The following is a 26,372-nucleotide window of genomic DNA, read 5'->3' as shown; positions in this document are numbered from 1 at the left end:
ATGAGGGCGGGATCAGTTGACCTCGTCCGGGTGCGAGCCGACGCGGCCGGAGCCGTCGAGCGGGTCGAGGGCGTCGATCGCGGCGATCTCGGCGTCGGTCAGCTCGAAGCCGAACACGTCGAGGTTCTCCCGCAGGCGCTCCGGGCGCACCGACTTCGGGAACACGATGATGCCCTTCTGCAGGTGCCAGCGGAGGACGGCCTGCGCGGGCGTCACGCCGTGGGCGGCGGCCGCATCCGCGACCGCCGGAGTGCCGAAGAGGTCGTACTTGCCCTGGCCGAGCGGACCCCACGCCTCGATGCGCACGCCGTTGGCCTCGGCCCAGGCGACCTCCTCGCGGCGCTGGTACGCCGGGTGCAGCTCGATCTGGTTCACGGCCGGGACGACGCCGGTCTCCTTCACCGTGCGCTCCAGGTGCGGGACGAGGAAGTTCGAGACGCCGATGCTGCGGGTCAGGCCCGCGTCGCGCAGTTCGATGAGCTTCGCGAACGCGTGGACGTAGTCGTCCTTCGCCGGAGTGGGCCAGTGCACGAGGTACAGGTCGACCTGCTCCAGGCCGAGCTTCTCGAGGCTCTCGCCGATGGCGGCGCGGGGCTCGTCGTCGTGATGACGGTCGTTCCACAGCTTCGTGGTGACGAAGAGCTCCTCGCGCGGGATGCCGGAGGACGCGATGGCGGCGCCCACGCCCTCCTCGTTGCCGTAGATCGCGGCGGTGTCGATGTGGCGGTACCCGATCTCGAGGGCCTCGCTCACCGCCTTCTCGGTCTCTGCCGGCGGCACCTTGAAGACGCCGTAGCCCAGCTGGGGGATGGAGTTGCCGTCGTTCAGTTCGAGTGCAGGAATGGTCATCCCCCCAGCCTAGGACCTGTGATGACAGGCGTGCCCGTGCGGATGACGAAAAGCGTCAGCGCCGAGGGACCGCGGCCATCGCGGCGGCCCCCTTACCGACGAGGCGCTCCAGGGGACCGCGTCCGACGAACATCGCCCACAGCGTCGTCACCACCAGGAGTGCCACGGCTGTGAGCCCCCAGAACGAGTTGTCCGCGATGAAGCCGCCAGGGCCCGCGACGAGGACGACGGAGACGACGTGCAGGCTGTATGCCGTGAGCGGCATGGACCCCAGAGCGCCGAGCGGCAGCAGCAGCCAGCGCAGCGGGCGGCTCAGGAGCAGGCACAGCGCGATCACCGCGAGGGCGAACCCGCCGGAGCCCAGGATCTCGGCGGTGCCGCCGCTGTGCGGGTCGACGGCGAAGACGGCGCGGACCACGGAACCGAACGGATCGGTCGCGGCGAGAGCCTCGGGGTAGCTCTCCCAACCGGACGGCGGCATCACGTCGTCCGGGATGAACGACGACAGACTCTCGGCGGGAAGGCTGTCCAGGCTCTCGCTGGGAAGGCTGTCCAGGCTCCCGCTGCCGGAGTCCTCGCTCGTCGAGGAGACGATCGATTCCGTCCCGCCCAGCCCCGCGCCCGCGCCGAGGGCGCCCAGGCCGTAGCCGATCGCGGCGAGGACCACCCCGATGACGAGGGCGACGACGGCCGTGCGCACCTCCTGCACGCGGAGCCGGCCCAGGGCCATGCCGCCCAGCACGAGAGCCAGCCACACGGTGATCGGATAGGTGCCGTAGAGCACGAACCCGATGCCCGCGCCGAACGGCTGCAGCGCCACCGCGCTGATCAGGGCGAGCAGCGCCGGACCGGCGAGCGCGAGGACGGCGACGCCGAGGAGCAGCTGCCGGGGCCGCCACCGCAGCACGGGGATGACCGCGACGTAGAGCAGCCCGTAGAGCGTCAGGATCACGGCGATCGGGGTGTTGAGGAGCTCCAGGGCCAGGCCGATCACGAAGATCACGGCGCCGCGGCCGACGAGATTCAGGCGGATGCCGGGGAGACGCTCCCGCTCCGGCAGCACGTCGCGCCCCGTCATGAGCGCGATGGAGACGCCGGCGAGCAGCGCGAAGAGGATCGAGGAACGACCGTGCACGAGGTCCGTCCACGTGGTGGGGTCGCCCCAGTCGAAAGCGTCGGTCATGCCGACGTGGGCGCCGGCCATTCCCAGGATCGCCAGACCCCGTGCGACGTCGAGGCCGAGGATGCGCGGCGGCCGACCGAACTCGCGGAACCAGCGCACGGGGCGCAGAGCAGTCATCACCCGATGATCGTATGCGGCGATCGCGGCGGCTCCGGTGTGCATCCCGGCATACGATGGAGGGCTATGTCCTCCCCCGTGATCTCCTACCCCCCGGAGCTGCCCGTCAGCGCCGCCAGGGACGAGATCGCCGACGCCATCCGGGACCACCAGGTCGTCATCGTCGCCGGCGCGACCGGATCGGGGAAGACCACGCAGCTGCCGAAGATCGCGCTGGAACTGGGCCGCGAGCGCATCGCCCACACCCAGCCCCGGCGGCTGGCCGCCCGCACTATCGCGGAGCGCGTGGCCGAGGAGCTGCGGGTCGAGCTCGGCACGCTCGTCGGCTACAAGGTGCGCTTCACCGACAAGGTCTCCGACGAGACGCGCATCGCCCTGATGACCGACGGGATCCTCCTCAACGAGATCCACCGCGACCGCCTGCTGACGCGCTACGACACGATCATCATCGACGAGGCGCACGAACGGTCCCTCAACGTCGACTTCCTGCTCGGCTACCTCGCCCGCATCCTCCCGGAGCGCCCGGACCTGAAGGTGATCATCACCTCCGCCACGATCGACCCGGCGAGCTTCGCCCGGCACTTCGCCGCCGCCGACGGCACCCCCGCTCCGGTCATCGAGGTGTCGGGGCGCACCTATCCCGTCGAGATCCGCTATCGCCCGCTCGTCGACGAGGACGCGGAGCAGGACGCCGCCGGCGAGCCGGAGGACGAGGTGAGCGCGATCGTCACGGCGCTCCGCGAGCTCGACCGGGAGGCCCCGGGCGACGTGCTCGTGTTCCTGCCCGGCGAAGCGGAGATCCGGGACGCGGCTGACGCGGTGCGCGCCGCCTACGCCAAGGACCGTTCTCCCACCGAGGTCCTCCCCCTGTTCGGCCGGCTCTCCGCCGCGGAGCAGCACCGGGTGTTCGAGCGCAGCACCGTGGCCGGCGTCCGTCGCCGCGTGGTGCTCGCGACGAACGTGGCCGAGACGAGCCTCACGGTGCCCGGCATCAAGTACGTCATCGACACCGGGACGGCCCGCATCTCCCGGTACAGCAACCGCTCGAAGGTGCAGCGGCTCCCCATCGAGGCCATCTCGCAGGCCTCGGCGAACCAGCGCTCCGGTCGCGCCGGCCGCACGAGTGACGGCATCGCCATCCGCCTGTACTCCGAGGAGGACTACGCGCGGCGTCCCGAGTTCACCGAGCCCGAGATCCTGCGCACCTCGCTCGCCTCCGTCATCCTGCAGATGCTCGCGCTCGGCTTCGGCGACATCACCGCGTTCCCCTTCCTCACCCCGCCCGACTCCCGGGGCGTGAAGGCGGCGTTCGACCTGCTCACCGAGCTCGGCGCCCTTCGACAGGCTCAGGGACCGGACGACGGCCCCCGGCTCACCCGCATCGGGCGGGACATCGCCCGGATGCCGATGGACCCCCGGTTCGCGCGGATGCTCATCGAGGCCGGCCCTTCGACGGGCTCAGGGACCCAGCGGGGGTCAGGCCCTTCGACAGGCTCAGGGACCCAGCGGGGTGCAGGCCCTTCGACGGGCTCAGGGACCCAGGGGGCGGTGCTGCGGGACGTGCTCGCGATCGTCGCGGGGCTGTCCATCCAGGACGTGCGGGAGCGACCGGAGGAGCGGCGCGAGGAGGCCGACCGGCTGCACGCGCGCTTCGTGGACCCGACGAGCGACTTCCTCACCCTCCTGAACCTCTGGAACCACCTGCGCGAACAGCAGCGGGAACTCGGCTCCAGCGCGTTCCGGCGCCTGTGCCGCAGGGAGCACCTCAACTACGTGCGCGTCCGCGAGTGGTTCGACGTGCATCGGCAGCTCCGGACGCTCGTCAAGAGCCCCGACCGCGGGGCGGAGCCGGGCGGCGCGGCCGATCCGGATGCCATCCACCGCGCGCTGCTGTCCGGCCTGCTGTCGCAGATCGGCGTCCTCGACGAGCGCACCGCCCCCGCGGGGAAGGCCCACTCTCCCGCGAAGGACGCCCGCCGCCGGATCACCGAGTACCGGGGCGCGCGGGGTATCCGGTTCTCGATCTTCCCGGGGTCGGGGCTGCGCAAGAAGAGTCCCCGGGCGGTCATGGCGGCCGAGATCGTGGAGACCTCCCGCACCTTCGCCCGCACCGTCGCCGCCATCGACCCCGCCTGGGCCGAGCCCCTCGCCGGCGACCTCGCGAAGCGTCAGGTCACCGAGCCGCACTGGTCCAAGGACGCCGGAGCCGCGGTGGCGTTCGAGAAGGTCACGCTGTTCGGGGTCGAAATCATCCCGCGCCGGCGCGTGCAGTTCGCCCGCATCGACCGGGCCGCCTCGCGCGAGCTCTTCGTCCGTCATGCTCTCGTCGAGGGCGAGTGGGACCCGTCCCGGATCGACAAGCGGGTCAGCGCGTTCTGGCGCAGCAACGCCGAGCTCCGGCGCCGCCTCGAGAAGCTCGAGGAGCGTGAGCGGCGCCGCGACATCCTGGCCGGCGACGAGGCCGTCTTCCGGTTCTACGACGAGCGCATCCCCGCCGAGGTGTTCGACGTGCGGTCGTTCGAGAAGTGGTGGCGCGAGGCGCTGACGACGACGCCGAAGCTGCTCGTGATGCGCGAGAGCGACCTCATCGACGACGAGGACCGCGCCGACCAGCGCGAGTTCCCGACCCGGTGGACGCAGGGCGACCAGGTGCTCGGCCTCGCGTACCGGTTCGAGCCGGGTGCCCCCGATGACGGCGTGAGCGTCGTGCTGCCGCTGCCGCTGCTCGCCCAGATCGAGGATCGCGGCTTCGACTGGCAGGTGCCGGGGCTCCGCGCCGAGCTCGTCACCGGACTGCTGCGCGCGCTGCCCAAGGCCATCCGGCGCCACGTCGTCCCCGCCGCCGACTGGGCGGAGAAGTTCGGGGCGGCGCTGGCCGACGAGGGTCCGGAGGCGCACGGTGGCCTCCCCCCGCGCACCCTCAAGGAAGCGCTCGCGCGGCTCGTGCAGCCGCTCGCGAACCAGGTGGTGACGGCCGCGGACTTCGATGACGAGCGGGTGCCGGCGCACCTGCGCATGAACTTCCGCGCCGTGGACGAGCGGGGACGGGTGGTCGGGTCAGGGCGTGATCTCCGGGCGCTGCAGGCCGAGCTCTCCGACCGCGCGCGCAGCAGCGTCGCCCGCTCCATCGCCCGCCCCGGGCGTGCGGAGGCACCGGGGCCGGGCGGGGCGGAGCGCGTGGCCGCGGCTCCGGTCGAGCAGACCGGGCTGACGGCGTGGACGTTCGGCGACCTCCCGGCGGTCATCGACACCAAGGTCGCGGGCGGCGTCGTCCGCGGGTATCCGGCGATCGTCGATGCCGGCAAGAGCGTGTCGGTGCGGGTCGAGGCGACTCCGGACGCCGCGGCCGCCGCCACGCGCGACGGCGTGCTCCGTCTCGTCCTGCTCGCGGTGCCCTCGCCGTCCTCGTACGTGCAGCAGCACCTCACCAGCCAGGAGAAGCTCGCCCTCGCCGCCTCGCCCTATCCGTCGGCGGCCGCGCTCATCGAGGACTGCCGAGCCGCCGTCGCCCATCGCGTGATCGACGCGTCGACCGGCGCCGACGGCCAGGACCGTGGCGTCGTGCGCACCGAGGCCGAGTTCGCCCGGGTCCGCGACGCCGTGTCCGCCGTGCTCGTCGACGAGCTCTTCGCCTGCGTCTCCCTCGTCGCCCGCATCCTCACGAAGGCGCGGGAGGTGGAGCGCGGCATCAAGTCCCAGAACTCGCTGGCGCTGCTCGGCCCGCTGAACGACATCCGCACCCAGCTCTCCGGACTGCTGCACCCCGGCTTCGTCGCGGCCGCGGGTGTCGACCGACTCGCCCACTTCCCCCGCTACCTCGACGGCATGATCGACCGGTTGAAGACCCTGGCGAACGAGCCGGGCAAGGACCGCGCACGGATGACGGAGTTCGAGCGGATGGCGGTGCTGTTCGCGGACGCCGGCGGCACGATCCCCCTCGCGCCCGACGCTCCCCCCGCGATCGTCGAGGTGCGCTGGCTGCTGGAGGAGTACCGGGTCAGCGTCTTCGCTCAGCGTCTCGGCACCGCGCAGCCGGTGTCGCCGCAGCGGATCACCAAGGCGCTCGCGGGGAAGTGACCCCCGCCGGGTAGCCTGAGGGCATGGCCCGCGCGATCGTCTACACCGAGTTCGGATCCCCCGCTGTCCTCCACCTGATGGAGGTGCCTGACCCCGTGCCCGTCCGCGGCGAGGCGCTGGTGCGCATCGAGGCGGCCGGTGCCAACCCCATCGACGCGAAGCTCCGTGGCGGCAAGCGCCCGTCTGCGCCGATCACCGAACCGCGTCCGGTCGGATTCGACGGTGCCGGGGTGATCGAGGTGCTGGGCGAGGGCGTCGACGGGTTCGAGGTCGGCGACCGCGTGGCGATCCGCGACACGCTCGGCACGTACGCCTCCGCCCTCGCGGTCGAGGCCGACAAGCTCGTGAAGCTCCCGGACGCCGTCGCCGCGGCCGAGGGTGCGGCGATCGGCATCCCGGCCGGCACCGCCTACCAGTCCCTCCGCTCGCTCGCCGTGACGGCCGACGACGTGCTCCTCGTGCACGCGGGCTCGGGTTCGGTCGGCCAGGCCGCCGTGCAGTTCGCGGTCGCCTGGGGCGCGACGGTGATCGCCACCGCGAGCCCCGCCCGGCACCACCAGCTCCGCGAGCTCGGCGCGATCCCCGTGGCATACGGCGACGGCCTGCTCGACCGCGTCCGCGCGGCGGCCCCCTCCCCCGTGACCGTCGTCCTGGACTGTGCGGGCACCGATGAGGCCATCGAGACCTCCCTCGCCCTGGTCGCGGACCGCGACCGCATCGCGACCATCGTCCGCGGTCCCGACGCCGCCGACTTCGGCATCCGGGCGTTCTCCGGCGGGTCCCCCGAGCCGCTCACGCCGCAGGAGCTGGAGTGGCGCGCCGAGGCGCTGCAGAAGACCGTGGACCTCCTGGCCGCGGGCGACTTCACCATCGAGCTCGGGCCGGAGCTGCCCCTCGCCGAGGCGGCACGGGCCCATGAACTCATGGAGACCGGCGCCGCCTCGGGGAAGATCATCCTCGTCCCCTGAACTCGCGAGGTCAGAATGGAGCGACGGGGCGGCCGAGCGAGAGCATCAGCCGGTTCGCCCAATTGAAGAAGGCCGCGCCGTGCACGACGTCCGCGATCTCCAGGTCGTCCAGTCCGGCCGCACGGAGGCGCGCGATGTGCGCGGGACCGAACGCGCGAGGCGTGTCGGTCAGCGCGACCGCGGCGGCGATGATCGCGTTCCAGCGCTCCCCGAGATCCGCGTCCACGCCCTCGGCGAGGAGCGTATCGACGTCCTCCGGCCGCTTGCTGTGGTGCGCCGCGAACCGGGAGTGCACGGAGGCGCAGAACACGCAGCCGTTGCGGCGCGAGGCGGCGGTGGCCGCCAGCTCCCGTTCCGCCCGTGGGAGGCCCTCCGCGGCGTTGTAGAAGACGTCCTTGTCGACGAGGGTGCGCGCGCGCAGCACCTCGGGGTCGCGGGCGAGCAGCCGGAAGTACTCGTTCTTCGCGCGGGCGGCGTCGACGAGGCCGTCGAGGTGCCGCGGGGTGAGATCCTCCTCCGCCAGCGGCGCGAGGTGCGGCGTCCAGCCGACCTCGGCGCGCGTGAAGGCGTGCGGATAGGGGGCGGCGTCGTGGCGGAGCACGGTGTCGGCGGCGGTCATGCGGCCTCCTCGTCGGTGTCGGTGGCGGTGTCGGTCGCTGTGTCGGCGGCGGTGAGTCTGGCGTCCTGGAGCACGCGCAGGCCGGTGACGACCCGCTGCTGGAAGGCGAGGAACGACACGAGCTGCGAGAGCGTCACGATGCCGTCCGTCGACCAGCCGGCGTCGTGCAGGCGGCCGAGGTCGGCGCCGGATGCCTCGCGGGAACGGAACACCAGCAGGTGCGTGTGCGCGAGAGCGGTCGCGAGACGCTCCCCCAAGGCCGCCGATGCCGCTTCGTCCGGGAGGTAGCGCGTGCCGTCGGTGCTCTCGGCCTCCAGCCCGCGCTCGGTGTAGGCGCCGAATGGTCCCGTGGTCGCGGCGGCCTCAGCCTCTCGGGCGACGATCGCGGCGCGCTCCGCGTCGATCTCGCGGGCCCGCCCGGCGTAGAACACCGCCGTGGGGTCGTCGGCACCGGCGAGCGCGGTCGCGAACGCCGCGATGAGCGCGCGCTCTGCGAGAGACACATGCTGCGCGGAGACCGGGTGGAAGAGCGCGTCGAAGCTCGCCTGGAGCTGCTCACTGGTCACGGGGCGGCGGCGCCGCAGCGCATCCAGCTCCGGCGTCACCCCCGTCAGCTGATCGACGATGTCGGCGGTCATGCGTTCTCCTTCACGGTGGGGGTGTTCTCGGGCGTGTGGGTGGTCTCGGGATCCGGCGGGGTCAGCGCGTAGCCGAGGGCCGGGGCGACCTCCGTCGCGAACAGCTCGATCGAGCGCAGGACGTGGGCGTGCGGCGCGTCGACCGAGTGCACCTGGAACGCCACCTCGGTCGCGCGGTGCAACGTGGTGTCGGCGGCGAGCGAGGCGGCGACCTCCTCGGGGGTGCCGAGATGCGTGTCGAGAGCGGCGATGAGGTCGTCTATGCCGTCGCCGGGGATCGTCTGGCCCTGCCGACGGAAGCCCTCGGCCGCCCGCCGTAGACCGACCTCGGCGAACCGGAGCGCCTCGGCGCGGTCGTCCGCCACGAACACGGTGCGGGAGGCGGTGATCCGCGGAGTCGCGCCGGCGGGGAGCGCGTCGAGGTAGGCGTCGATGATCGGGTCCTGCAGGGCGGACAGCGGGGCGTGCACACGGTCGCCGGAGCGGGGCTGCGTGCGGGACAGCAGCAGTCCGTGACCGTGGATGCCTGCTCGATGACCGCCGGGTGCCGAGAACGTCGCCTGCCAGATCCGCGAGGCCAGCGACCCCGCGTCCGGATACAGCGTGTTCCCCGCACCGACGTCGCGGCCCTGGAGAGCGTCGAGCAGCACGCCCAGCTTGCGGTCGTAGGTGGGCCCCTTGTCGCGCACGTCCTCCCCGAAGGGCGTGAAGGACGACGGGGTGCCGCCGCTGCCGAGCCCGAGGTCAATCCGCCCGTCCGCGAGCAGGTCGGCCACCACGGCGTCCTCGGCCACCCGGACCGGGTCTTCGAGGGGCAGCGTGATGATCCCGGTGCCGAGCCGGATCCCCGAAGTGCGTGCCGCCGCGTGCGCGAGGAAGACGAGCGGCGAGGGCAGCCCGCCTTCCGCCGCCCGGAAGTGGTGCTGCGCCACCCACGCCCTCCCCACGCCGTGCCGTTCGGCGTGCTGGATCTGCGCCAGGGCGAGGCGGTAGCGGTCGTCCGGGGATGCGTCGTCGAGGAGCCGGGTGAAGAACGCGACGGTGGGGCGAGGGGCGGTGGCGCTCATGCGATGATCTCCGTTCGACCGGGAACCGCGGCCAGCAGCTCCCGGGTGTTCTCGTGCTGCGGGTCGTGGAACAGCTCTTCGGTCGGTCCGTCCTCCACCACGCGCCCGCGGTGCATGACGGAGACGGTGTGGCTGATGCGACGCACCACCGCGAGGTCGTGCGAGATGAAGAGGTAGGTGAGTCCGAGCTCGGCCTGGAGCGCGGAGAGCAGTTCGAGGATGCGCGCCTGCACCGTCACATCGAGCGCCGACACCGCCTCGTCGAGCACGAGGATCTCCGGGTCGACGGCGAGCGCCCGAGCGATCGCGACCCGCTGCCGCTGCCCGCCGGAGAGCTCGCTCGGCGTGCGACGGGCCGCATCCGCCGGCAGCGCCACACGCTCGAGCAGCGCGACCGCACGTTCCCGACGCTCGGACCGGCCGCCGATGCGGAAGTTGTGCAGCGGCTCGGCCACGATGTCGGCGATCTGCTGCCGTGGATCCAGGGAGGCGAAGGGGTTCTGGTACACGAGCTGGATCCGTCGGCGCAGCGCACGCAGTCGCGCCCCCTCGACGGCCGTCGCGTCCTCCCCCGCGAGCTCCACGGTCCCGGCGTCCGGACGGAGGAAGCGCGTGACCAGTCGCGCGGTCGTGGACTTGCCCGATCCGGACTCGCCGACCAGCGCATGGGTCGTGCCGCGGCGCACCCGGAAGGAGACGTCGTCGACCGCGCGGAAGCGCTCACGACCCGCCACCCGGAACTCCTTCACGAGGCCGGCAGCCACGATCTCGTAGGGCTTCTCGGCGGCCACTGCCGCGGCGTCCCGGAGGAACGGCGGCGCGTCCGGACGCCGGAAGCCGGTCGTGAAGGCGGGCGCGTCGGCGAGCAGCTGCCTCGTGTACGGGTCTTCCGGCTCCGCGAGCACCTGCGCACTCGGCCCCTGCTCCACGATCCGGCCGTCCTTCAGCACCGCGATCCGCGCCGCCCGGTCCGCGGCGACGCCGAGGTCGTGCGTCACGAGGAGGATGCTCGTGCCGTCCTCGCGCTGCAGCTCGTCCAGCAGATCCAGCACCCGGCGCTGCACCGTGGCGTCGAGCGCGCTGGTGGGCTCGTCCGCGATGAGCAGCCGAGGGCGGAGGGCGATCGCGGCCGCGATGAGGACCCGCTGCCGCATCCCGCCGGACAGCTCGTGCGGATACTGTCGCGCGCGCAGATCGGGGTCGTCCAGCCCGACGCGGTCGAGCAGCTCGAGCACGCGGGCGTTCCGGGAACGACGGTCGCGATGCCCGTGCAGACGCAGCACCTCGGCGACCTGCACGCCGACGGGGCGCACCGGGTCGAGCGAGGTCGTCGGATCCTGCGGCACCAGCCCGATCTCCGACCCGCGGATGCCGCGGAACGCCCGATCCGCCCATCCGGAGATGTCGAGGTCGCCGAGCCGGACGCGCCCGCCCTCGACCCGTCCGCCCTCCGGCAGCAGGCCGAGGAGGGCGTGCGCCGTGGTGGACTTGCCGGAGCCCGACTCGCCGACGAGGGCGAGGGTCTCCCCCTCCGCGATGGCGAAGGAGAGGCCGTGCACGACCTCGCGGGCGGCGTACGAGACCCGCAGGTCCGTCGCGGTGAGGACGGGGGTGGGCGCGGTCATCGGGCGCTCCTTCCGAGCCGGTGGCTGATGCGATTGGCGCTGAGCACGACGGCGACCACCACGAGGCCGGGGAGCGCCGTGAGCCACCAGGCGGTCGCGATGTAGTTGCGCCCCTCGGCGATCAGCAGGCCCCACTCGGGGGTGGGCGGCGGCGCGCCGTAGCCGAGGAAGCCGAGGGTGGAGATGGCGAGGATGGCCGTGCCGAACTGCAGCGCGGCGAGCGCGATGATCGGGGTGAGGGCGTTCGGGAGCACATGCCGGCGCAGCACGGCGACGAAGGTGCCGCCGCTGCCGTACGCCGCCTCGACGTACTCGGTGCGGCGCACCCGCGCCACCTCGGCGCGCATGAGCCGGGCGAAGGCGGCGACGCTGCCGAGTCCCACGGCGATCGCCGCGTTCACCGTTCCGAAGCCGAGCAGGATGATGACGGAGAGCGACAGCAGCAGCCCGGGGATGGCCAGCAGCACGTCGACGATCCGCATCAGCACGTCGTCCACGACACCGCCGGTCGCGCCGGCGACGGCTCCGAGGAGCGTGCCGAGCGCGAGGCCGACCGTCACGGCGATGAGCGCGCCCGACAGGGAGTGCACCGCGCCGTGCACGACCCGGCCGAAGAGGTCGCGGCCGAGGGCGTCGGTCCCGAACCAGTGCGCGGCGCTCGGCGGCAGGAGCTTGTCGGCGGGCACGCCGGTCAGCGGATCGCCCGGCGCGAAGACCCCCGGGATCACCGCCCACAGCACCGCCACGGCGACGACAGCGAACGCGAGGTACAGCCCCCAGGCGCGCGACCGCCGTCGCGGACGGGATGCGGAGACGGGCGCCGGGGCGGACGGCGCGGGCGGGGCACCCGACGTCTCGACCGACGTCTCGACAATGACGGGAGCGGTCATGCGGGCACCTCCTGGGCGGCGGGACGGACGGGGCGCGACCGGGCGGCGCGGGCCGCCCGCCGCTGCCGCGGGTCGATCAGGGGCGTGGCGAGGTCGACGGCGAAGCTGATCACCACGAACCCCAGGGCAGACAGCAGCACCACTCCCTGCAGCACCGGGATGTCCTGGTTCGCGACGGCCTGCTCCGTGAGGCGTCCGATGCCGGTGCGGCCGAAGACGGTCTCGGTGACCACCGCTCCTCCGACGAGCTCTCCGAACAGCACCCCCGCGATGGTGAGGGTCGGGACGGCGGCGTTGCGCGCGACCGACCGCGTGAGCACCCATGCCGGCGGCGCGCCCTTCGCCCGCACCACGGTCACGAACGGCTGCGCCTGCACGCGGTCGATGGACCGGACCAGCACCTGGGCGAGCGGCGCCGAGATCGGCACGGCGAGCGTGAGGACGGGAAGGATCAGGCCGCTGATCGGATCGGCCCCCACGATCGGCACCCATCCGAGCCCGAACGAGAACACCTGGATGAGCAGGATCCCGAGCCAGAACACAGGGACCGCCACGAACAGTCCCGGCACCTGCCGCAGACCGTCCCGCAGCCAGGCGAAGGGCGCGAGCGAGGAGAGCGCGGCGATGAGGACCGCGATGAGGACGGCGACCACCAGTCCGAGCGCCGCGAGCAGCAGAGTGGCCGGCAGCGCCTCGGCGAGCATCGTCCGGACCGGGGTGCCGTACTGGGTCGAGTAGCCGAAGTCGCCGGCGAGGAAGCCGAGCCCCGCGTGCAGGTACTGCTCCCCCCACGGCACGTCGGCGCCGTAGGTCGCGCGGATGTCGTCGAGCTGCTCCGGCGAGAGCCCCAGGCTCGGGTCGGAGAACTTGATGAGGATGGCGTCTCCCGGCAGCAGCTGCAGCAGGAAGAACGTGGCCGTGAAGGCCGCGATCAGCACGATCGCGGCCTGCCCGGCCCGTCGGAGGACGAAGGTCATGGGGTCACCGTGGTCCTCAGTGCTCCGCGAGCCACACGCCGGAGAACGTGGGGCGGCCGACCGACTCGAACGCGACGCCGTGCACGTACGTCGCCGCACCGTAGACCTGCGGCTCCTCGAAGAGCGGGATCACGTACGCCTGCTCCGCGATGTAGTCCTGCACGGCCTGGGAGGCGGCCACCCGCTTCTCGGCATCCGGCTCGGAGGCGACGGCGAGGAGCAGCTCGTCGAGCGTCGCGTCCTGCGAGATCAGCACGTCGCGGTTCTTCGTGAAGTACTGGCTCTTGATCACGTCGAGATCCGCACGGCCGACCATCGAGTGGTAGAACCCCGTCTTCAGGGGGTCACGCGTGTCCTCCGCGTAGCTGCCCGCGTCGCCGGGCTTGACGGTGAGCTCGACGCCGACCGCCGCGAGCTGCTGCGCCACGAGCTCCAGGGTCTGCTTCGACAGCGGCTGCGGCTTGGCCTCGTAGACCGTGATGGACAACCGCTCGCCGTCCTTCTCGCGAATGCCGTCGGCGCCGGGCTTCCAGCCCGCCTCGTCGAGCAGCGCCTCCGCCTTCTCCGGGTCGTGGGCGTAGTGCGCGGACTCGTCCTTGTATCCCGCCGCCTGGGAGGACAGCACCGACGTGGCCACCGGGTAGTTCTCGGTGAACAGGGTGTCGACGACCTCCTGCGCGTCGACCGCGGCGATGATCGCCTGACGCACGCGGATGTCGGACAGCAGCGGGTTCTCCGGGCGGAGGGCGATCGAGTTGTTCACGCCGCGGGTCTGCGGCGCGTACAGCGTGAAGCCGGCCCCCTCCACGCGGTCCTCGTCGAACGCCTGGACGTAGCGGACGTAGTCGGCTTGGCCCGCGAGCAGCGACCCGATGCGGACGGAGTCCTCGGGGGTCACCAGCACGTGCACGGCGTCGAGGTAGGGACGACCGTCGTTCTCGGCGCTGTCCGGGCCCCAGTCGTAGTCGTCGCGGGCGGTGAGGGTGTACTCGGTGCCGAGCTTCTCGTCGGTGACGGTGAAGGGACCGGAGCCGATGATCTCCTCCGCGTTGCCGGCGCCGAAATCCTCGATCGTGCCGTCCAGCGTCTCCGGGGACAGCAGCCCCGAGTTGATGGTCGACGTCGCCTGCAGGAAGCCGGGCGACGGCGCGCTGAAGCGGAACGTCACGGTGTCCTCGTCCACCACCTCGCTGCCGGCGTAGTTGTTGATGGCCTCGGAGACGGTGAGGCCGCGTTCGGCGTCCCCCAGCCCGTAGGTGTCGAAGTTCTTCGCGACGGCGGCGGCGTCCACGGGCGTGCCGTCCGAGAACGTCACGTCCGGGTTGAGGTCGAAGGTGTACTCCGTGGCGTCGTCGTTCACGGTCCACTCCGCGGCGATCCACGGCTCGATCTCGAGCGTCTCCGGATTCTGCCAGGTGAGCCGGGCGGCGATGTTGTTGACGATGCCGCCGTTCGGGTAGAAGCCGGCCTGCGGCGGGTACAGGTTCGTGTAGGCCTGGTGCTCGAGGTAGGTCAGGGTGCCGCCGGAGACCGGGTCCCCCGCGTCGGCCGGAGTGTTCCCCGGGGCGGGCGAGGTGGCGCAGGCGGCGAGGCTGCCGGCCAGGACGAGCGGGACCGCGACGGCGGCGGTGCGGATGAGGCGGCGGTTCATGCGGGGGACTCCTCGGATTCGGAAGACGGGGTCTCGGGTGCGGAGGGGGTGCAGGTGGTGTCCACGGTAGGAAGCGGCAGGGCACGGGGGCGAGGCGGCGGACTCAGGGTGTCGCGAGACGACACCCGTGGTCACGCGCCGACACGCGACGTCACACGGAGGCGGTCGCGCAGCGTCTCACGCCGGCCGTCCTGGCCGGCCTCCTCCGCCGCGCGGAGCAGGCCACGGCGGCGGAGCTCGGGGGCCGCGAGGCGGGTGAAGGCCTCGAACTGCGCGGGTTGGAATGCCGAGAGGACGTTGAAGCCGTCGGCGGCCCCCGCGTCGCGCCAGCTCTCGAAGTGGTCGGCGATCGTGCCGGCATCGCCGACCACGAAGGCCGCGGGGACGGCGTGCGCGGCGACGAGATGCCGCCAGGTCACTGCCGCCTCCGCCTCGACCGCGAGCCCGGCGATCCGCGCGAGTCGCTCGACGAGCGCGGCACCCCGCTCCCCCAACCGGAGCGCCTCGGCGGCCGTCACCGGGGCGTCGAAGGCGGCGGCACGCAGCGGGTCGTCGGCGGCCACCTCCAGTGCGTCGGCGAGGGAATCCACCGTGCGGTTCGGCGGGAACGCGACGCGATCGGGCTGCACCCCCTCAGCGAGCGGCACGAGCTCCAGCAGCCGCCGGACGATCCGGTGCGCCCCGGCGTCCGAGTCCGCGACGACGGGCAGCACCGGGGCGATGACCTTCAGCTCCTCCGCCGGGCGCCCCGCGTCCGCGGCGATGTCCTTCAGCAGCCGCCGCGTGGTCACGGCATCGGCGAGTGTGGGCGCGGCGATGAGCGCGAGATCGGCGGCGGTCGCGGCGAGCGCCCGCGACCGCGGCGAGGTCCCCGCGTGCACGATCGGGATGCGCCCCTGCGGCGGACGCGCGACGTTGAGCGGACCGGCGACCCGCACATGTGCGCCCGTGACCTCGGCCGCGCGCAGCCCCTCGGGGTCGATGAGCACGCCGCGCTCGGCGTCCGCGATCCAGGCGTCCTCGTCCCACGAGTCCCAGAGCCGGCGCAGAGCGACGACGAACTCCTCGGCCCGGTCGTAGCGGGTCTCGGTGTCGGCGTGGGCGTCACGGCCGTGGTTGCCCGCGGCACGCGGCTCGGCGCCGGTGACGAGGTTGATCCCCGCCCGGCCGTGGGTGAGGACGTCGAGGGAGGCCAGCGCCCGCGCCGTGGCGTACGGATCGGCATAGGTGGTGTTGACCGTCGCGATGAGACCGATCCGCGAGGTCACCCCGGCGAGGAACAGCACCGCGCTCAGCGGGTCGATGCGGGCGAGCAGGTAGGGGTCGCGGAACTCCAGGTCGGGTCCGGTCGCCAGCCAGTCGCCGAAGAAGAGGTAGTCCAGACCCGCGTCCTCCCCCTCCCGCGCGATGCGGCGCAGGATGTCCGCGTCCTCCGCGGGGTCGCGGTGGGCTCCGGGATACCGCCAGCCGGAGGGGTAGGCGCCGAGGGTGCGCACCATGGCGCCGATCACGAGGGGTTCCGTCATGCCGACACGGTAGGAGCGCCGCCTCCACGCCGGCCACGGGGAGGAAGCCGGAGGTCACCGGATGTCACAGACGGTCACACGCGCCACCCTCTACGCTGAGAGGATGACTGGACTTCGTTGGGGAATCCTCGCGACCGGCGGCATCGCCGGCGCCTTCGCATCCGATCTGCGCACGGCCGGCCTCGACCTCGTCGCCGTGGGCTCACGCTCGCAGGAGTCGGCCGATGCCTTCGCGGCGCGCTTCGACATCGCGCACGCGCATCCGTCATACGAGGCGCTGGTCTCCGATCCCGACGTCGACATCATCTACGTCTCCACCCCGCACCCGATGCACCACGAGAACGCCCGGCTCGCCCTGGAGCACGGGAAGCACGTCCTCGTCGAGAAGGCGTTCACGCTCGACCACGCCCAGGCCGCGGACCTCCAGCGGCTCGCCGCCGAGCGCGGGCTGCTCGTCATGGAGGCGATGTGGACCCGGTACCTGCCGCACATGGTCCGCATCCGCGAGCTCCTCGCCGACGGCGCCCTGGGTGAGATCCGCACCGTGAGCGCCGACCACACGCAGCAGCTGCCCACCGACCCCGCCCACCGTCTCAACGCCCTCGAACTGGGCGGCGGGGCGCTGCTCGACCTGGGGATCTACCCGATCTCCTTCGTCTGGGATGTCCTCGGGGCACCGACCACCGTCCGCGCGGTAGGGCGTCTGGTCGAGACCGGAGCCGATTCCGAGGTCGCCACCGTCATGATCCACGAGAGCGGGGCGATCTCCACGACGCTCTCCTCCTCGCGCGGCGCCGGCCCCAACGCCGCGAGCATCGTCGGCACCGAGGCCCGCATCGACATCGACCGGGTCTGGTACGCCCCCACCTCGTTCCGTCTCGTGCTGCCGGACGGCACGGTGCAGGAGGAGTACGTCTCGTCCGTCGAGGGTCGCGGCATGCAGTACCAGGCGTTCGCGGCCGAGCGCCTCGTCCGCGACGGTCTCCTCGAGGGCGACGTCCTCCCCATCGCGGAGAGCGTCGCCATCATGGGCGCCCTGGACGAGATCCGCGCGCAGATCGGCGTGCGCTACCCCGGCGAGGAGGACGACCGTGGCTGAGACGACCGACGCCCGCGTGGCGGTGTACCTGGACTTCGACAACATCGTCATCTCCTGGTACGACCGGGTCCACGGCCGGAACTCCTACGGCAAGGACCGCCAGCGCATCACGGAGCACCCGAACGACCCCGAGGTCGCCGAGCGGCTGAGCCGGGCGATGATCGAGGTCGGCGCCATCATCGACTACGCGGCGTCCTTCGGCACCCTCGTGCTGACCAGGGCGTACGCGGACTGGTCGTCGCCGGTCAACGCCGAGTACCGGTCGCAGCTCGTGGCGCGCGCGGTGGATCTCGTCCAGCTCTTCCCCGCCGCGGCGTACGCCAAGAACGGCGCGGACATCCGGTTGGCGGTCGATGCGGTCGAGGACATGTTCCGTCTTCCGGACCTGACCCATGTGGTCATCGTGGCCGGCGACAGCGACTACGTGCCGCTCGCCCAGCGCTGCAAGCGCCTCGGCCGGTACGTGATCGGGGTGGGCGTGGCCGGGTCGACGGCGAAGTCGCTCGCCGCGGCCTGCGACGAGTTCGAGTCGTACGACTCGCTTCCGGGCGTGGCGCGTCCGGCGAAGGCGGCGCAGCCCGCGGTCGCTCCGGTGGTCGAGGCCCCGGCGGAGCCGTCCGCCCCGGCCGCCGCGGACGCGGGTACCCCGAAGCCCAAGACCGCGTCGAAGTCCCGGTCGAAGGCCAAGGCCAAGGCCACTGCCGAGGAGCCCAAGGTCGAGGAGAAGATCGACGACCAGGGCGAGGCCACACGGCTCCTGGAGCGCGCCCTGCGCCTCGGCCACGACAAGGCGGATGCCGACGAGTGGTTGCACAGTTCCGCGGTCAAGACGCACATGCGCCGCATGGACCCGTCCTTCAGCGAGAAGGCCCTCGGCTACCGGTCCTTCTCCGACTTCCTCAAGTCGCGCGACGACATCGCCGAGCTCGAGGAGACCGGGCACGAGCGCCTGGTCCGCCTGCGGGAGCCCTGAGCACGGCCGGTCGCCTGCCGTCCCGTCACTGGTGGCGGAACGCGGCGTCGAAGGCGGCCGCGGGCTGCGGCCACAGCAGGGAGCGCACGAAACCGAGCGCCTCGGGGGCGCCGTGCAGGCGGTCCATGCCGGCGTCCTCCCACTCGATCGAGATCGGGCCGTCGTACCCGATCGCATCGAGCGCGCGGAACGCGTCCTCCCAGGGCACGTCGCCGTGGCCGGTGGAGACGAAGTCCCAGCCGCGCCGAGGGTCGCCCCACGGCAGGTGCGAGCCGAGCACCCCGGCACGGCCGTTCCTCGGTCGCAGGCGGGTGTCCTTGCAGTCGACGTGGTAGATCCGGTCGGCGAAGTCGACGATGAAGCCGACGGGATCGATGTTCTGCCACATCATGTGCGAGGGGTCCCAGTTGAAGCCGAAAGCGTCGCGGTGGTCGATCGCGTCGAGGGCGCGGACGCTCGACCAGTAGTCGTACGCGATCTCCCCGGGATGCACCTCGTGCGCGAAGCGCACGCCCTCGCCGTCGAACACGTCGAGGATCGGATTCCATCGGTCGACGAAGTCCTGGAACCCCTGGGCGATCACCGTCTCCGGCACCGGCGGGAACATCGCGACATAAGGCCAGATCGACGACCCGGTGAAACCGACGACGGTGTCGACGCCGAGCTTCCTGGCCACCCTGGCCGCACGCGTCATGTCCTCCGCCGCCCGCTGCCGCACACCCTCGGCCTCGCCGTCGCCCCAGACGTACGGGCGCAGGATGCCCTGGTGCCGGAAGTCGATCGGGTCGTCGCACACCGCCTGCCCGGCGAGGTGGTTGGAGATCGCGAACACCCGCAGTCCGTGCCGGTCGAGGATCTCGCGGCGGGAGGCGACGTAGGCATCGTCCTCATCGGCCCGGCGGAGGTCGAGGTGGTCGCCGGACGCGGCGATCTCCAGCCCGTCGTAGCCCCACTGCGCGGCGAGGCGGGCCACCTCCTCGAACGGCAGGTCGGCCCACTGGCCGGTGAACAGGGTGACCGGGTGACTGCTCATGGATACTCCTTCGTATCGCGGGTGCTCGTATCGCGGGGGTTCAGGCGCCGAGGGCGCGCAGGTGGGCGATGCTGCGGGCGGCGAGATCGTCCTGGCTGGCCGCGAGCGGTCGCCACACCGAGGCCGCGACCGCGATCGTCGCGTTCTCGCCCGTGAAGCTCTCCAGCCCCAGCACGCCGCGGTAGCCGGCGTCGTCGAGCGCGCGGAGCATCTCCGGCCAGTCGGTGTGGTCGTCGCCCACGGCACCGCGGTCGCTGCCGCACACCTGCACGTGCGCGATGGCGGCGCCCGCCGCCCGGACCGCGTCGGCGGGACGCTTCTCCTCGATGTTGAGGTGGTAGGTGTCGAGGGCCAGCCCCACCCCGGCACCGAGCAGCGGCGCCAGCGCATCAAGGCTCTGCGCCACGGTGTTCAGCACGCTGGTCTCGTAGCGGTTGAGCGGCTCGACGGCCAGCGTCACGCCGATAGCGGCGGCCTCGCGAGCGAGGGGGGCGAGGTTGTCCCGGAGCTCGCCGACGACCTCCGCCCGCTCCGTCTCGTCCATGCGCCAGGTGACGCCGGTCGGGGCGTAGAACGGCCCGGCGACGACCGCGGCCCCGAGGACGGCCGCGGCGTCCAGGCAGGCGCGGAGGTAGTCCTGCGTGGCGGCGACGTCTCCGGCGCGCGCGAGCAGCGAGCGCCCGGGTCCCATCGCCCCGACCACGACCGCGCCCATGCCGAGGCCGTCCAGCACGGCCCGGGCCCGGAGCGGGTCCCAGTCACCGAAGCTCTCCAGCGGCAGCTCCAGGGCGTCGTAGCCCATCCGGGCGGCCGTGCGGGCGAGCGGCTCCAGGGTGTCGTCCGTCAGCGGAGACGTCCAGACCCAGGTGTTGACGGCGATCGTGCGGGGCATCGTTGTCCTTCTGATCGTGCGGGTGCTCCCACCCTCCCACTCGCCTCAGGCGGAGCGGAAGGGCGGGAGCACACGGGGTCACGGGATCTGGCGCTCCTGCCAGACCGTCGGGTAGCCGGGAAGGTCCTCTCCGCCGAACTTGGCGTAGTGGCCGTCGGGCATGCCGTCGTTCGCCGTGAGGTAGTCGTCCAGCTCGGCCTCGGTGATCGGCTTCTGCGGGAGCACCCACTCCTTCGGCACCTCTTCGCCCGCGAAGATCATCTGCGCCGCGAGCAGAGGGGTGCGCCACTGGAAGTTCGAGTACACCGGGGCGAGGCCGGTGAGGCCCGTGTCCTTCCACTTGCGCAGGAAGCTCATCTCGTCCTCGCCGGTCATCACCGGGTAGTCGGCCCCGGCATCCTCGAAGGCCTCGATGGCGGCGACGGCGCCGTCACCGGCGTCCATCCAGATGCCCTGCACGTCGCCCTTGGCGAGCTCGTCGCTGATGATGCTCTTGATCTCGGCGGGGTCCGCTCCGGTGAAGTGGTCCACGGCCTCGATCCCGGCCTCCTCGAACAGCTTCTCGGCTCCGGCCCAGCGGTGCTCCAGCACGTCGACACCGGGGAGGATCCGGAGAGCCACGACCTTGTCGCCCTCTTCGAGGTTGTCGATGAGGAACTCCGCGGTGTCGATGCCCCAGGCGAAGCCGCCGATCGGGTGGATGAACGTGACAGGGCAGTCGGTGTTCACGCCGCGGTCGAACACGACCACCGGCTTGCCCGTCTCGCACGCCCGCTCGACCGCGGGGGTCATCGCCGCCGTGCTGTTCGGGGAGATGAGGAAGACGTCGCACTCGCCTTCGGAGATGAAGTAGTCGATGTCGGCGATCTGGGTGTCGTCGGAGTCCTGCGCGTCGCGGGTCTCCATCTCGCTGATCGCGCCCGACTCCTGCAGCACCTTCAGCTGCTCGTTCATCGTGATCCAGCCCGTCTGCCGCCACGGGTTCGAGATCGAGGCGTTCGCGAAGCAGGCCTTCTTGGCGCCGGTGCTGGCGAACTCCGACGTGTCGACCATCTCGGCGTTGATGTGCTGCAGGTAGGGCTGGTCGGCGGGGCCCTGGGGGTCGACGCCGCGCTCCTCGTCCTGCTTGTCGAAGAGCTCCTGGTCGAACCACTCGGTGGTCTCGGCCGACTCCTCGGGGTTCTCCGACTCCGCCGGCGCCACGGACGGGTCGGTCGTGCACCCGGCGAGCGCGATGAGGCCGAAGAGGGCCACCCCTGCGGTGGCGATCTTCATCGATCGTCGCATTGCTAATCTCCTCTGGTTGTAGGGCTTGATGCGGTGCTGCGGTTCTCGGCGTTCTCGGTCCCCGCGGTATGGACGTCCGTCGGCTGGGGACCGCGCCGGCGGCGGGCTCGGAAGGCGACACCCGCATAGGCGACGGCCGCGATGATGATGACGCCCTGCACGGCGTCACGGAGGGTGGAGGGGACGCCCGCGATGTTCAGGAGCAGGAACAGCGCCTCCAGCGCGAACGCTCCGGCCACGGCGCCGACGATCCAGCCTCGACCTCCGCCGAGCACGACGCCGCCGAGCACCACCGCGGTGATCGCGGTGAACTCGTAGCCCCGGCCGACGGACGGGTGCACTCCCGCGTACCCGACCAGCAGGACGGCGGAGAGGGTGGCCGAGAGGGAGGACAGCACGAACGCGCGGGTGGTGACCCAGGCCCGGCGGGCACCGGCGTAGTCCACGGCGCGGGCGTTGTCGCCGATCGCGATGAGGGTCTTGCCCAGCGGGCGCTTGGTGATGACGATGCCGAGGGCGAGCCAGGCGGCGAGCAGCAGCACGGCCCAGGGCAGGAACTCCAGCACGGGGAGGTCGCGGATCCCTCCGCGGCCGATCTCGCGGAAGCTGTCGGCCGGGTTGCCCGTGGCCGCGCCGCCCGTCCACCACATCACGCCGCCGAGCAGGGCGAGCATCATGCCCAGCGTCACGATGAACGACGGCACCTTGAGCAGCGTCGTGAGGACGCCGTTGACGAGCCCGACGACGATACCGAACACCACCATGAGCAGCAGCACCGGGAGGGTGCGCGCGTCGTCCTGGCCGACGAGGTTGCCGGCGATGATGACCTGCGCCGTGATGAGCGACCCCTGGGAGAGATCGAACTCCCCGGCGATGATCACGAAGTACTGCCCGATCGCGACGATCGCGATGGGCGCGACGCGCTGCAGGTATCGCATGAACTGGCCGGGCTCGGCGAAGCTCGGGTTGAGCACGGCGACCGCGACGAGCAGGATCACGAGCAGCAGGAAGACCGCCCCGCGGGGGCTGACGAGCGTGCGCAGCGCGTTCATGAGCGTCCTCCTTCCCGCACGGAGGCGGTATCCCCTGCGCTGTCGACGGCGGCGACCTCGATGGTCGGATCGGCGAGTTCGGCGGCCGCCACCGCCATGTCCCCTTCGGCCGCCTTCGCGGCGTCGTCTCCCCCGGTGCGCGTGCCGCCGGCCCCGAAGCGCGGCCGGCGGCGCACGACGGCCCGCCGACTGTAGACGGCGACGGCGGCGACGATGACGATGCCGCGCACCACATCCTTGAGGAAGGGGTTCACCTGCAGCACGCTCATCACGTTGTCGACGACGGCGAGGATGGCGACGCCGCCGATGGTGCCCCAGATCGAGCCGCGCCCGCCGAGGAGCAGCGTGCCGCCCAGCACGACCGCGGCGATGGAGAGCAGTGCGTAGCCGCCCTGCTGACCGACCGTCGGGCTGCCCACGCCGAGACGGCTGGCGAGCAGGAGTCCGGCGAGCCCCGCGAACACGGAGCACAGCACGTGCGCCCAGATCAGCGGCAGGCGGGTGCGCACGCCGCTGAGCCGCGCGATCTCGGGGTCCCCGCCGACGGCGTAGAGATGGGCGCCGGTGCGGGTGCGGTTCAGCAGCACCCAGACCAGCACGGCGAGCGCGATCATGATGAGCGTGGACACCGGGATCGGTCCGACGCCGGTCGCGCCGATGAGCTGGAACGCCCACGGGACCTCGCCCGCCGAGCCTTCGAAGTTCGTGTTGAGGATGCCCTGGAGGATCAGCCCGACGCCGAGCGTCGCGATGAAGCCGTTGACCTTGAGCACCGTCACGATGAGCCCGTTCACGAGCCCGATCCCCGCGCACACGAGGAGCGTCGCGATCACCGCGAGCGGGATGTTGCCGGCGTTCCCGGCCATCATCGTCGCCGCGAGCAGGCTCGACAGGCTGATGACGTAGGTGACCGACAGGTCGAGCGAGGCGCCGAGCACCACGAGCGTCTGCCCGATGGCCACGAGGCCGAGCACGCTCATCCCGGTCAGGATGTCGCGGATGTTCCCCGGGCTGAGGAAGTTGCGACCGACCGTGGCGACGAGGATCGCGCCGACGACGAGGGCCAGCAGCAGGATGCCCAGCACGATGACGGTCGAATCGATGCGGAGACGGGCTCCGGTGCGGCGGCTCATCGCGCGCCCCCGTTCGTCGAAGGACCGCGGTCGGCGCCGGTGGCCGCCGCGAGGATCTCGTGCTCGGCCGCACCGGCCGGCAGCTCGGCGACGAGCTCGCCGTCGTGCATGACGAGGATGCGGTCGCTCATGCCGATGACCTCCGGCAGCTCGCTCGAGACCATGAGCACGGCCTTCCCCTGCGCCGCCAGCTCGCGCATGAGCTGGTAGACGGCGTACTTGGCCCCCACGTCGATGCCCCGTGTCGGCTCGTCGAAGAGCACGATCTGCGGCTGGGTGAGCAGCCACTTGGCCAGCACCACCTTCTGCTGGTTGCCGCCGGACAGGAAGCGCACCTCCTGGTCGAGACCGCGCGAGGACACCTCCAGCGTGCGGAGCACTCCCGGCACCTCCCGGCGCGACGCCGCGGTGCGTCCGGCGAACACGTTCCGCACCACGAGCAGGGCGTTGTCGAGGATCGACTGCCCCAGCGCGAGCCCCTGGGCCTTGCGGTCCTCCGAGACCAGGGCGAGTCCGGCGCGCACGGCCGCACGCGGCCCGGTGATCCGCACCGGCTCGCCGTCGATCCGCACGGCGCCGCGGGTGAAGGCCTGGATGCCGAACACCCCCTCCACGAGCTCCGTGCGTCCGGAGCCCTGGAGCCCGGCCGCCCCGACGATCTCCCCGGCACGGAGCGTCAGCGACACCGAGTCCACATAGGCGTTCCCGCAGCCGTCCAGTTCGAGCCGGGGCGCGCCGACCGCGGTGCCGGCGACCGGGTCGGGGAAGTAGGACTGGATCGACCGGCCCACCATCCGGCGCACGAGCTCGTCGGTGGTCAGGGCCGCGGTCTCGTCCGTGGAGACGAGGGCGCCGTCCTTGAGGATCGTGATCCTGTCGCAGAGGTCGAAGATCTCCTTCAACCGGTGGGAGACGTAGATGACGGCGACACCACGGGAGGTGAGCCGGCGGATGATCGCGTACAGCAGCTCCACCTCGCGGTCGCTGAGCGCCGCGGTCGGTTCGTCCATCGAGATCACCTGCGCATCGAACGACAGCGCCTTCACGATCTCGACGATCTGCTGCTCGGCCACCGTCAGCGAGCCCACCCGGGCCTGCGGGTCGATGAAGGAGACTCCGAGGTCGCTGAGCAGCTCCGCGGTGCGCTCGTTCATCGCCCGCACGTCGATGAGTCCCGCGCGCCGTGGCTCCCGGCCGAGGTAGACGTTCTGCGCGACCGTGCGCTCCGGGAGCAGGGTGAACTCCTGGAACACCGTGACGATGCCGGCGCCCATCGCCTGCCGGGGGTGCGCGTGGTGCACCTCCGCGCCGCGGTAGGCGATCGTCCCCCCGTCGGCCGGCTGCACGCCCGCGATGATCTTCATGAGCGTGGACTTGCCTGCACCGTTCTCGCCGACGAGGCCGTGCACCTCCCCCGGCCGCACGTCGAAGTCGATGCCCTTCAGCACCTCCACGCCGAAGAACGCCTTGCGGATCCCGGCCACCTGCAGCACCGGCTGCGTCGTCGTCGCGGTCATGCCGGCACCTCCGTCCAGCGGCCCTCGTGGGCGGCGGAATCGAGCACGGCCTCGGTCAGCACCGCCGCACGGTGGCCGTCGGCGAACGTCGGCAGACCGTCGGGCACGTCGCCCGCGATCGCGGCATAGACGTCCGCGACGAAGCCGTTGAAGGCGTCCTGGTATCCCATGGCGTGCCCGGCGGGGACGCGCTGCAGCCGGGCGGACTCCGGGTCGGCCGTGGCAGGGTCGCGCAGCAGCAGCCGCGACTCCTCCCGCATGCCGACCCAGAGCTCCTCCGGCCGTTCCTGCTCGAACCGCAGACTCTGCCGCGTCCCGTGCAGCTCCAGGGTGAGGGCGTTCTTGCGGCCCGCCGCCATCTGCGAGATGAGCAGCGTGCCGAGTGCCCCCGCCGAGGTCTCGACGAGCACGGCGACGATGTCCTCCGTGTCGACGGCTTGCCCCGCCCGCTCGGCGAACACCCGGCGGGTGCGGGCGCTGAGGGTCCGGATCCGATCGCCCGTGACGAACTCGAGGAGGTCGCACAGATGCGAGCCGATGTCGGCGAAGGCGCGGGAGGCGCCGCCGGACGAGGAGCGCACCCGCCAGTCGTCGTCGGTGGGCCGCAGCATCCAGTCCTGCAGGTACGAGCAGTCCAGCGTGAGCAGCTCGCCGGCCTCCCCGCGGGCGATGCGCGCCCTGGCCTCGCGCACCATGGGGTGGTAGCGGTACACGAAGGGGACGGCGGCGACGAGTCCGGTCTCGGCGGCGACCTCGGCGAGGGTGGCGGCGTCGGCGGCGCTCGTGGCGAGCGGCTTCTCGCACACGACGTGCTTGCCCGCTCGCAGCGCGCGCAGGGCGAGGTCGGCGTGCGTGGCGTTGGGGGTGCAGATGTGGACGACGTCGATGTCGTCGGCGTCGAGCAGGGCCTCCGCGTCCTGCTCGGCGCGGGCGGCGCCGAGCAGGTGCGCGGCATCCCTGGCGCCTTGGGCGGACCGGGTGGCGACGGCGCGCAGTGCCCCGCCTGCGTCTCGGGCGGCCGTGCGGTGCACGCGGGCCATGAAGCCTCCGCCGAGGATCCCGGTCCGGATCGTCCCGAGACCGGTGTCAGTGACATCCGTTGTCATGCCGGTGAGTCTGACACAGCGATGAGGACTTTTGCTAGTCCTTCGTCAAAAGTTGTGTGTAACGAATTCGAAGTCGCACCACGGAGCGGAGGA

21 protein-coding genes are annotated in these 26,372 nt (G+C 72.1%); 4 read left to right on the top strand and 17 right to left on the bottom strand.

The annotated features are described in order from the left end of the window. Positions 1-12: 12 nt before the first annotated feature. Positions 13-849, bottom strand: coding sequence for an aldo/keto reductase (locus tag M4D53_RS01115; protein WP_259951484.1), 837 nt, complete (start codon positions 847-849; stop codon positions 13-15). Positions 850-904: 55 nt separating this feature from the next. Further along, positions 905-2,149, bottom strand: a complete 1,245-nt coding sequence (locus tag M4D53_RS01110) for a heparan-alpha-glucosaminide N-acetyltransferase domain-containing protein (RefSeq protein WP_259951483.1) — start codon at positions 2,147-2,149, stop codon at positions 905-907. Between the two features lie 66 nt (positions 2,150-2,215). On the opposite strand from M4D53_RS01110, the gene hrpA reads away from it, so the two are divergent. Then, on the top strand, positions 2,216-6,226 hold the full coding sequence (hrpA, locus tag M4D53_RS01105) for an ATP-dependent RNA helicase HrpA (protein ID WP_259951482.1): 4,011 nt from the start codon (positions 2,216-2,218) through the stop codon (positions 6,224-6,226). Between the two features lie 23 nt (positions 6,227-6,249). Continuing rightward, a complete protein-coding gene (locus M4D53_RS01100) occupies positions 6,250-7,194 on the top strand; it encodes a quinone oxidoreductase family protein (protein WP_259951481.1) in 945 nt (314 codons plus the stop codon). A gap of 10 nt (positions 7,195-7,204) precedes the next feature. On the opposite strand, the gene M4D53_RS01095 is transcribed toward M4D53_RS01100, so the two are convergent. The 8 genes from M4D53_RS01095 to M4D53_RS01060 form a co-directional block, all read right to left on the bottom strand. Next, positions 7,205-7,813 carry an alkylhydroperoxidase domain protein gene (locus M4D53_RS01095; RefSeq protein WP_259951479.1) on the bottom strand — a complete coding sequence of 203 codons (609 nt, stop codon included), beginning with the start codon at positions 7,811-7,813 and terminating at the stop codon, positions 7,205-7,207. Beyond that, a complete protein-coding gene (locus M4D53_RS01090) occupies positions 7,810-8,451 on the bottom strand; it encodes a CMD domain protein (RefSeq protein ID WP_259951477.1) in 642 nt (213 codons plus the stop codon). Before M4D53_RS01090 ends, M4D53_RS01095 begins: the two co-directional genes overlap by 4 nt. Then, on the bottom strand, positions 8,448-9,518 hold the full coding sequence (locus M4D53_RS01085) for a putative FMN-dependent luciferase-like monooxygenase (RefSeq protein ID WP_259951476.1): 1,071 nt from the start codon (positions 9,516-9,518) through the stop codon (positions 8,448-8,450). Before M4D53_RS01085 ends, M4D53_RS01090 begins: the two co-directional genes overlap by 4 nt. Beyond that, positions 9,515-11,143 carry a dipeptide ABC transporter ATP-binding protein gene (locus M4D53_RS01080; RefSeq protein ID WP_259951475.1) on the bottom strand — a complete coding sequence of 543 codons (1,629 nt, stop codon included), beginning with the start codon at positions 11,141-11,143 and terminating at the stop codon, positions 9,515-9,517. The genes M4D53_RS01085 and M4D53_RS01080 overlap by 4 nt, the downstream gene beginning before the upstream one ends. Further along, the gene (locus M4D53_RS01075) at positions 11,140-12,033 is read right to left on the bottom strand and encodes an ABC transporter permease (RefSeq protein WP_259951474.1); all 894 of its coding nucleotides are present in this window, start codon (positions 12,031-12,033) and stop codon (positions 11,140-11,142) included. Before M4D53_RS01075 ends, M4D53_RS01080 begins: the two co-directional genes overlap by 4 nt. Further along, positions 12,030-13,010 carry an ABC transporter permease gene (locus tag M4D53_RS01070; protein WP_187662016.1) on the bottom strand — a complete coding sequence of 327 codons (981 nt, stop codon included), beginning with the start codon at positions 13,008-13,010 and terminating at the stop codon, positions 12,030-12,032. Before M4D53_RS01070 ends, M4D53_RS01075 begins: the two co-directional genes overlap by 4 nt. Before the next feature lie 16 nt (positions 13,011-13,026). Beyond that, positions 13,027-14,661: a TIGR04028 family ABC transporter substrate-binding protein gene (locus M4D53_RS01065; RefSeq protein ID WP_259951473.1), complete on the bottom strand. Its 1,635-nt coding sequence runs from the start codon at positions 14,659-14,661 to the stop codon at positions 13,027-13,029. A 131-nt stretch (positions 14,662-14,792) separates the two neighbouring features. Further along, positions 14,793-16,187: an NtaA/DmoA family FMN-dependent monooxygenase gene (locus M4D53_RS01060; RefSeq protein ID WP_259951472.1), complete on the bottom strand. Its 1,395-nt coding sequence runs from the start codon at positions 16,185-16,187 to the stop codon at positions 14,793-14,795. A gap of 103 nt (positions 16,188-16,290) precedes the next feature. Here M4D53_RS01060 and M4D53_RS01055 point away from each other — a divergent pair, with 103 nt between their 5' ends. Next, positions 16,291-17,286, top strand: coding sequence for a Gfo/Idh/MocA family protein (locus tag M4D53_RS01055; protein ID WP_259951471.1), 996 nt, complete (start codon positions 16,291-16,293; stop codon positions 17,284-17,286). Continuing rightward, positions 17,279-18,259, top strand: a complete 981-nt coding sequence (locus M4D53_RS01050) for an NYN domain-containing protein (RefSeq protein ID WP_259951470.1) — start codon at positions 17,279-17,281, stop codon at positions 18,257-18,259. Before M4D53_RS01055 ends, M4D53_RS01050 begins: the two co-directional genes overlap by 8 nt. Positions 18,260-18,284: 25 nt before the next feature. Here M4D53_RS01050 and M4D53_RS01045 read toward each other — a convergent pair whose 3' ends face one another. The 7 genes from M4D53_RS01045 to M4D53_RS01015 form a co-directional block, all read right to left on the bottom strand. Further along, complete coding sequence (locus M4D53_RS01045) at positions 18,285-19,292, bottom strand: sugar phosphate isomerase/epimerase family protein (protein ID WP_259951469.1); 1,008 nt, start codon at positions 19,290-19,292, stop codon at positions 18,285-18,287. Positions 19,293-19,332: 40 nt separating this feature from the next. Continuing rightward, complete coding sequence (locus tag M4D53_RS01040; protein WP_259951467.1) at positions 19,333-20,184, bottom strand: sugar phosphate isomerase/epimerase family protein; 852 nt, start codon at positions 20,182-20,184, stop codon at positions 19,333-19,335. A 78-nt stretch (positions 20,185-20,262) separates the two neighbouring features. After that, positions 20,263-21,459, bottom strand: a complete 1,197-nt coding sequence (locus M4D53_RS01035; RefSeq protein WP_370428426.1) for a substrate-binding domain-containing protein — start codon at positions 21,457-21,459, stop codon at positions 20,263-20,265. Between the two features lie 14 nt (positions 21,460-21,473). After that, positions 21,474-22,523, bottom strand: a complete 1,050-nt coding sequence (locus M4D53_RS01030) for an ABC transporter permease (protein WP_232089058.1) — start codon at positions 22,521-22,523, stop codon at positions 21,474-21,476. After that, positions 22,520-23,656 (bottom strand): ABC transporter permease, encoded by a 1,137-nt coding sequence (locus tag M4D53_RS01025; protein WP_259951463.1) that lies wholly within the window; start codon positions 23,654-23,656, stop codon positions 22,520-22,522. The genes M4D53_RS01030 and M4D53_RS01025 overlap by 4 nt, the downstream gene beginning before the upstream one ends. After that, complete coding sequence (locus M4D53_RS01020) at positions 23,653-25,173, bottom strand: sugar ABC transporter ATP-binding protein (RefSeq protein ID WP_259951462.1); 1,521 nt, start codon at positions 25,171-25,173, stop codon at positions 23,653-23,655. The genes M4D53_RS01025 and M4D53_RS01020 overlap by 4 nt, the downstream gene beginning before the upstream one ends. Continuing rightward, complete coding sequence (locus tag M4D53_RS01015; protein ID WP_187662026.1) at positions 25,170-26,279, bottom strand: Gfo/Idh/MocA family protein; 1,110 nt, start codon at positions 26,277-26,279, stop codon at positions 25,170-25,172. Before M4D53_RS01015 ends, M4D53_RS01020 begins: the two co-directional genes overlap by 4 nt. Positions 26,280-26,372 lie beyond the last annotated feature (93 nt).

Origin of the sequence: Microbacterium meiriae (genome assembly GCF_025143875.1) — a bacterium.
GTDB classification, from domain to species: Bacteria; Actinomycetota; Actinomycetes; order Actinomycetales; family Microbacteriaceae; genus Microbacterium; species Microbacterium meiriae.
Note: the sequence above shows the minus strand (reverse complement) of the source record. Positions and strands in the feature narration are given on the sequence as shown.